The 7,194-nt window shown below is 49.9% G+C and carries 6 protein-coding genes; 1 reads left to right on the plus strand and 5 read right to left on the minus strand.

Translation table 11 applies throughout. The annotated features are described in order from the left end of the window. The first annotated feature begins 207 nt into the window (after window positions 1–207). Complete coding sequence (locus QVO99_RS08735) at window positions 208–1,188, plus strand: hypothetical protein (protein WP_022317226.1); 981 nt, start codon at window positions 208–210, stop codon at window positions 1,186–1,188. Window positions 1,189–1,209: 21 nt separating this feature from the next. Here the strand turns inward: QVO99_RS08735 and QVO99_RS08740 are convergent, their stop codons facing one another. The 5 genes from QVO99_RS08740 to QVO99_RS08760 form a co-directional block, all read right to left on the minus strand. Continuing rightward, entirely contained in the window at window positions 1,210–2,082 is an 873-nt protein-coding gene (locus QVO99_RS08740) for a helix-turn-helix domain-containing protein (RefSeq protein WP_022317227.1), read from the minus strand. Between the two features lie 89 nt (window positions 2,083–2,171). Continuing rightward, complete coding sequence (locus QVO99_RS08745; protein ID WP_022317228.1) at window positions 2,172–3,869, minus strand: hypothetical protein; 1,698 nt, start codon at window positions 3,867–3,869, stop codon at window positions 2,172–2,174. Beyond that, window positions 3,866–5,005: an HlyD family secretion protein gene (locus tag QVO99_RS08750; RefSeq protein ID WP_022317229.1), complete on the minus strand. Its 1,140-nt coding sequence runs from the start codon at window positions 5,003–5,005 to the stop codon at window positions 3,866–3,868. Before QVO99_RS08750 ends, QVO99_RS08745 begins: the two co-directional genes overlap by 4 nt. 75 nt (window positions 5,006–5,080) lie before the next feature. After that, on the minus strand, window positions 5,081–6,403 hold the full coding sequence (locus QVO99_RS08755; protein ID WP_022317230.1) for a TolC family protein: 1,323 nt from the start codon (window positions 6,401–6,403) through the stop codon (window positions 5,081–5,083). Window positions 6,404–6,573: 170 nt separating this feature from the next. Next, window positions 6,574–6,756 (minus strand): hypothetical protein, encoded by a 183-nt coding sequence (locus QVO99_RS08760; protein ID WP_044080291.1) that lies wholly within the window; start codon window positions 6,754–6,756, stop codon window positions 6,574–6,576. Window positions 6,757–7,194: the final 438 nt, after the last annotated feature.

Genomic DNA, 7,194 nt, shown 5'->3' on the forward strand with positions numbered 1-7,194 from the left:
CAATCTTCTGCAAACTTAGAGGTCATTATGTCGTTTTAGGGTAAGAAACGCCATACCTAATTGTAGGTATTTTGACAGAAAAAGGCTCCTGACTTCATAATATTTCTTAAGACGGCGAACATTTTGTTTGTTGTTCTGAACTAAATCCGTAATTTTGGATTGAATTCATAATTTCAACATTTTTATTTATATTAAGCAACCATAATTATGGAGAATAACAAAAAGAAGTATTGGGGGAAGACTATCACCTCGTTTGTCTTTGTATTGTTCACGATGCCTCTCGGCCATGCCATGATGAGAATCATGGAAGACACGATGTCTCACAGCGCCGTGAACACCAGTGCTGTCATCATGGGATTTGTAGGTCTGGCGATGGCGGTGATCGGAGTGTTCGTGAAGGGCGACACCAAGCGCACCATCTGGGGACTCTTCGGCGCACTGCTGTTCTGGACAGGCTGGGTGGAATTCATGTTCGGATATTTCGCCGCACGCTTCGGAGTGCATTACGACCTTGTAGGGTCTGGAGTTGTGCAGACCACAACGGAATACGTGAACGGCATCGGAGTGAACCATCAGATGCTAATCAATGGTGTTGACGTGAACAGCATTCCGCCTGCCGAACTGAAGGCTATGCGCGGTTCGCGTCCCGAATATCTGATTCTGCCGGCATCGTTCGGCTTCTTCGTGATGTTCATGGTGCTCTATGTGTTCAGTTCGAAGACGGGATGCCATTTCATGAACTGGCTGCAGAAAGTGTTCTTCCGCGAGAAGCGCAACGAGGTGGTGCCAAGCAATATGAGCCACCACGCTTCCATCACCACCTTCCTGGAGTTCAACCTCATCAACTGGGCGTGCTACCTGTATCTTATGTTCGTTTACGACCCTGAATTCTTTGGCGACAGCCATCCTGTCACCATCGCCAGCGCCGTGGGATGCGTCATCGGAGCGGTATTCATGTTCCGCCACCAGCTGAAACTGCGTGCCTGGGGCCCAAACATCAGAATGTCTATAGCCACGGTGATCGTGTTCTGGACTGCTGTGGAGGTGTTTGCCCGTAACGGCATGTTCACTGAGATATGGGTTGAACCGCTACACTATGTGCCTCAGATGATCAGCATCCTGGTGGTGTTTATCCTTCTTGGAGTGGGAATCGCATATAAGTCAAGGACCAAGAAAGCGAGACAATAATCCCAAAAAGGCAAATGCTATTCACTCACCCTCTTTCTGACGATAGTTCACCGGTGACATCCCCACCTGCTTCTTGAAGAATGTGCCAAACGAAGAGGCGTTAGGGAAGTTCAGTTCGTCTGCGATTTCCTTGATGCTCTTGTCGGTGGTGGTTATCAGCGATATCGCCTTCTTTGTTATCGCCTTGAAAACGAGCTGCTGCACGGTGCATCCCGACACCGACTTGACAAGCGTAGTGAGATATTTTGGCGACAGACACAGACGGTCGGCATAGAATCTGACGCCACGCTCACTGACATAATGCTGGTCTATCAGATGCATGAGCTGGATATACATATCGAGCCGCCGGCTCGGAGCATTGTCGCCATCCTTGGAGATTTCTCTGAATATGCCGCAAAGCCTGTATGTCAGCGAGAGCAGGAGCAGCCGGCGCTCGTTGGCAGCAAAAACATTGTCGTCGCTGTTGCCCACTGCCAGCAACTCTGAATATTTTGTCAGTTCGTCCTCATGCCCCGTATGCATCACCCAGCACGCTCTCGGATTGAGGATACTCATGTATCTCATCCCTACCACGGTGCTGCCGAGGATATTGCGGATGGAGTCCACCCGATAGAGGATGATGACAACGGAGCAGTCTGTGCTGTGGCTGGTGACTGAGAAGCACACACCATGTGACAGGAACGCCATCTCGCCCTTATTCACCACATAGTCCACGTCTTCACAACAAAACGAGAATTTGCCGGAAGCACACACTATGATGCCCACGTCGGCAACATGGAAGTTGTGGAAGAACGCTTCGGGAAAAGACGTTATATTACCACAAGAGCAGCAGATGTCCTCATTATTTGCCATCTGCTGCTCAAGAAGCGTTATATTGTTTTTACTGTTTTTCATAAGCCCTGGCCGTATGTTTGCGGCGAAGGTAACAAAAAAAACAGGAACTGCAAAAGAATCGTCTACTTGTCTGCTCGTCAACTAGTCAACTAGTACCCAACATACCACTCTCTCGTGTCCTTGGATATGTCTCTCTTGGGCCACGGCACGACAAGCATCAGACCGGCAAGGATCATACAAGCATATATCGTCCAGCCGGACATCTCCTTTATCGCCGACAGGGTGGCCTGCACCTGCACCTTGCCCTTGGCAGACATGGCTGCCATGTGTTGCGCCTCCGTCTCGCTCTTGCCCTGATATTGCATTCCGCGGGCGGTCATGTCATAGGTAGATGCCGTCTCCAAGTTCGTGCGATCGTAGTCGTGGGCATAGCGCGTCACATAGTATTGCTGGCGATACTGGAATACTGTCTGATACAACGCCGAACCGATGCCCGGCGCTATCACCATACGCACCGTGAGCATTATGCATACCCATGTGGACAACAGCTTATACGGCATGCGCTGGTTGGCATACACGGCGATGAGCGAATAGAGCAGCATCATTCCCGTGGCACGTATGATGACGGGCCATTTCATGCGCTCCAGCATTCCGGCGGTCTGCACCTCGAAATACATAAAAAGTGACGCGGCGGCAATAAGCATGAAGCCCATGGCGAAAAACCATTTGAAATGCACGCCCTTGTTGTTGAGAATCAGGATGATCACCATTCCGATGAAATATCCCAGCAGCACCCAGTTGCCGAGAGCGGCAATATGTATCTGGTCTGCCTTCATGCCCACGCCGACAAAGATATTGACGAGCATCGAACTGGAGTTGCATATCATCAGACCGATAAAAAGCAGGATGCCGCCCTGGATGCTGCGCGACTTGAATGCCTTGAGCATGAAATATGGCGAGCGGCGCGTCTTCTCAAGATAGAAGAACAACAGCGACGACAACACGCAGATAACTGTTGCCCAACGGATTCTGGGACTGTCATACCAGTCGTACACCTTGCCATACACCGTCACGTATACAAACGAACAGCACATCAGACAGAACACCACTACGTTGCCGAACTTGGAAAACGACAGCGGCGAACGCTTCGTGGGGTATGGATTGTATGGCATGCACAGCAGGGTGATGAGCAGTGCCACGAGTATCGCTCCCAGCATAGCATAGTATACCATCTGCCACTGGTAGTTGTATGCAAACCACGCCGTTATCCATGTGCCTATCTGTCCCAGGAGCATGAAGAAGAAATATATGATTGGCTGACTCGCCTTCTTCTCCGTGTCGAGGGCGTCCCATCCAGCCTCATCCGTGGGCTCGTTGCCTGGCGTCACGTTGCGTGTCGCCTCTATGCCGAAACCATATTTGATAAGCGTGAAGAGATTGCACATGAGCAGCGTCTGCCTCACGAAGCCCATCACAAGGCTGTTGAGGGCGAGGATAAACAGACTGTCGGTATTGGCGCAAATATAGCTCTGCACCGCCAGCAAGGAGAACCCCACAAGGCTCATCATCTTCTGTCGGCGCACGCTGACCAGCAGATAGAAGAACGGCGAGAATGCCGCCATGCCAATCGACGTGACGAAACTGATGAAGGCGATGTGTTCCGACTGGATGCCGAGCCCTCCCACCATCTCGCTGCTATTCACGGTGTAGGCACCGCTTACCGTCATGATAGGTATGAAAAGTATGACGAGGAAGGCGATGCCGAGGGGCTTCGGCACCCAGTTATAGAACGGAAAATTCTTCGGCAGATGTTCCGGCACTGCCGTATATATCTCTGCCTGTGTCATTTCTTGAGCTGTGCCTTAACAACGACCATCATTCCGGCTGCCAACTTGCTGTTGTCTGCCTTTGATATTCCTTCAAACTCTATCCTCACCGGCACGCGCTGCTGTATCTTCACGAAGTTTCCGGCTGAATTGTCGGTGGGCACAAGGGAGTATTTCGATCCCGTAGCTCCGGATATTGCCGTGATTCTGCCCTGGAATTCCTTTCCTTCAAAGGCATCTACCGTCATCACCACCTTCTGGCCCACATACAGATTCTCCACCTGTGTCTCCTTGTAGTTGGCTATCACCCACTTCTGGGTGTCGGGCATGATATATGTGATAGTCTGTCCGGCATTCACCGCCTGTCCCTCTTCCAGCGCTCTTCTGCCGAGCTTGCCGTCGCATGGAGCGGTCACCACACAATATGAGAGGTTCAGCTTTGCCATCTCCAGAGCTGCCTGTGCCCGTTCGATGGCGGCAGCGGTGTTCTTCTTGCGTGTCTGCACTTCGTTGACTCCCGAATATGCCGCTTTCTGCTGACGGCGCACGGCATCGAGCTTCTTCTTCGTGGCGTTGTATTCGGTCTCTATCTGTTCGAGCTGTATCGGTGTGGCGGCGTTGCGTGCCACGAGGTTCTGATAGCGCTGACGGTCTTTCTCGAGTTTTGCGAGGCGCACCTCAATCTCTGCTATCGATGCCTCATATACCGTTGCCGATGTCTGGGTGGTCTGCACCGAGGCGTCAATCACGTTGGCTCCAGCCATGGCGTCTTTGAGTGCCGCCTCTGCCTCCATCACGCGGATGCGGTATTCGCGGTCGTCGAGAACGAGCAGCGTGTCGCCCTTCTTCACATTCTGATGCTCCTTGAAGTATATCTTCTTGATATATCCCGAAGCCCGCATGTTTACCGGCGAGATATACTGCTCCACCTGTGCGTCATCGCTCTTCTCGTTGCTCTTGTAGTCCATGAACATGCAGCCTATCTTCACTATTCCCCATACGAGGATTGCCACGCCTATCATACTGACGATCAGTTGGCGTATGCGCTGGCGTTTGAGCTGCTTGGCGGTAACTTCATGGGTTGACTGCTGCTGGTTGTTGTCACTTGGGGTGTTTGTTGTGTTGTTTGTGGGGGTATTGGTATTGTTTGTTTCCATTTTTCGGTGGGGTTATTAGTAATTAATTAATGTAGGGCGAATGGGGCATCATAGTCACAACCGCCATTCCTGTTGTCATTTCATCAGTCTGTCCAACTGACCGGTGAGTTTTAGTATCGTCAGATTTGACACCTGGTAGTTGAAGTGGGCAGTGAGATAATTGTTCTGTGCGTCGCTCATGCTCATCTCGTCTTGCAGCACCTCCGTCATCGAGGCTATGCCCTCGCGGTATCTGTCGCTCGTCACCTTATATATATCTTCGGCAAGCAGATAGTTGTCGCGCTGCTTGGCGAAGTTGCGCTGGTTGTTAGCCAGATCGTTCACGGCGTTGGCATATTGCGTCTGCATACCCTTCAGGGCGTTCTCGTAGGCAAGTTTGGCATTGTCGATGTCCACTTGTGCTTTTCTTATCTTCGAGCGCTTTTCAAATCCGTCGAACACGGGTATGCGCAGCGACACGCCGATGCCGTTCGACTTATACCAATGGTTCGACTCGCCGGAGTGGAACCAGTTTTTCATCTTGTCTGTAAACGATGTGTATGTCCAGTTGCCGGTCAGGGCGAGGGTTGGCAGATAGCCATCCTTGGCGAGTTTCTTCTGCTGTTCTGCCAGCGTCTGCTGCTTGCGCAGGAGTTGCAGCTCGTAGAGGTTCTCGTTGAGTCCGGTGAGTGCCGCCATGTCTATCTGCTCCACATTGGCTTTCTCCACCACGATGTCCTGTTCGGCGGGATAGTCGATTACATATTTCAGCATGTTATATTGCTGTATGAGCATCGCCTTGGCATTGTCGTACTGCACGCTGAGGTTCTCCAGATTCACGTTCACGCGCTTCACGTCCACGCTCAGCGCCATGTCATTGTCATGGAACGCCTGCGTGATGTCGCGCAGTTCCTCCAGTCGTTTGATGTTGTCTTTGATTATCCCTATCTGTTCTTCGGTGTTCTGTGCCAGATAGTACATCTTGCTTATCTGCACTATCAGGTCTTCTTTTGCCTTGGAATACGACAGGGTGTTGAGTTGGTCGAGGGTCTTCGATATTTCCAGTGCGGTGAGCGCTGTCTGACTGTATAGCGGCATCTGCAGCTGTATACTCGCCGACGAATTATATTGCAGCGTCTTCGTCACGTTATACGGTTTTCCGTATGCCCTACCGTCGGTCACCGATACGGGAGGAGTGAAATTGTCGTTCAGTCCGGCGCCGATATTTATCTGCGGCAGCAGCCGGGAGCGGTTTTCACTCACATTGTGCTTTCCTTTCAGCACATTGCCCTCATACGTTTTCAGATTCAGGTTTCTCTCGATGCCCATCTGCAGGCATCTGCCCAGCGACATCGTTTCTTGCGCCATTGCATAACCGGCAAGAAATGTCAGGGAAATTGTGAACAATATTTTTTTCATACCTATTTTTATATTTCGGCTGCAAAATTACTGATTTATCGCCGTATAGGTATATTCATAAAATATCACAAGCTGTTCACATTTTCCCTTTGTCGTTTTCTATAGGAGCCAAAATTTATGGTTTTCGATACAAACTTTCCGTTTCGTTTATCCAAATCTTATGGATCTATCTACTTTTGCAGAAGCCATTTCCAGACAGGCACCACCTCTATCGTATGGCCATCTGCCTCTATTTGTGTCTGGTAGTCGCGGGTAATGATGTAGCCTTGGTAGCCGGGAAAGGCTTTCAGAAATTTGACGAGAGCTCCCACTTCTCGCTCATAGGTTGCCTCGTCATTCAGGTTATATGACACCTGGATTGCCAACCGGGCAGATGGAACGAAGAAATATTTTAAAGTATACTTTACAAAAATACAGAAATATTGTTAACTATACTTCGAAATAATTAGTAGTGTCTCCTATTCTAACAGATTGAGCAGAAAGCCATGGCCTATCAGATTATACTTCACAAACTTCGGATTAATCCCAGCACCAAGCGGTATGCCATTTGCCGCAGTATGCCATACAGGAATAATGATACCAGCATCTCTTAGCATCTCCAAAGCATTCTTGACTTGGGCTGTCGTATAACCTCCCTCAACTTGGCTATAAACGAATTTACTACCCTCAATGAAAGCTTGCTTTCTGATTGTCGAATGCAGCTTATCTTATGCAAAGATAGCGCTTTTATCTGAATAAATGCATGATGACCAACTACTATTAAAAAAAAGTCAGAGGCTTTTAGATGCCAA

The sequence above is a fragment of the Prevotella sp. CAG:592 genome, from assembly GCF_000436015.1.
In the GTDB taxonomy this organism is placed as follows: domain Bacteria; phylum Bacteroidota; class Bacteroidia; order Bacteroidales; family Bacteroidaceae; genus Prevotella; species Prevotella pectinovora.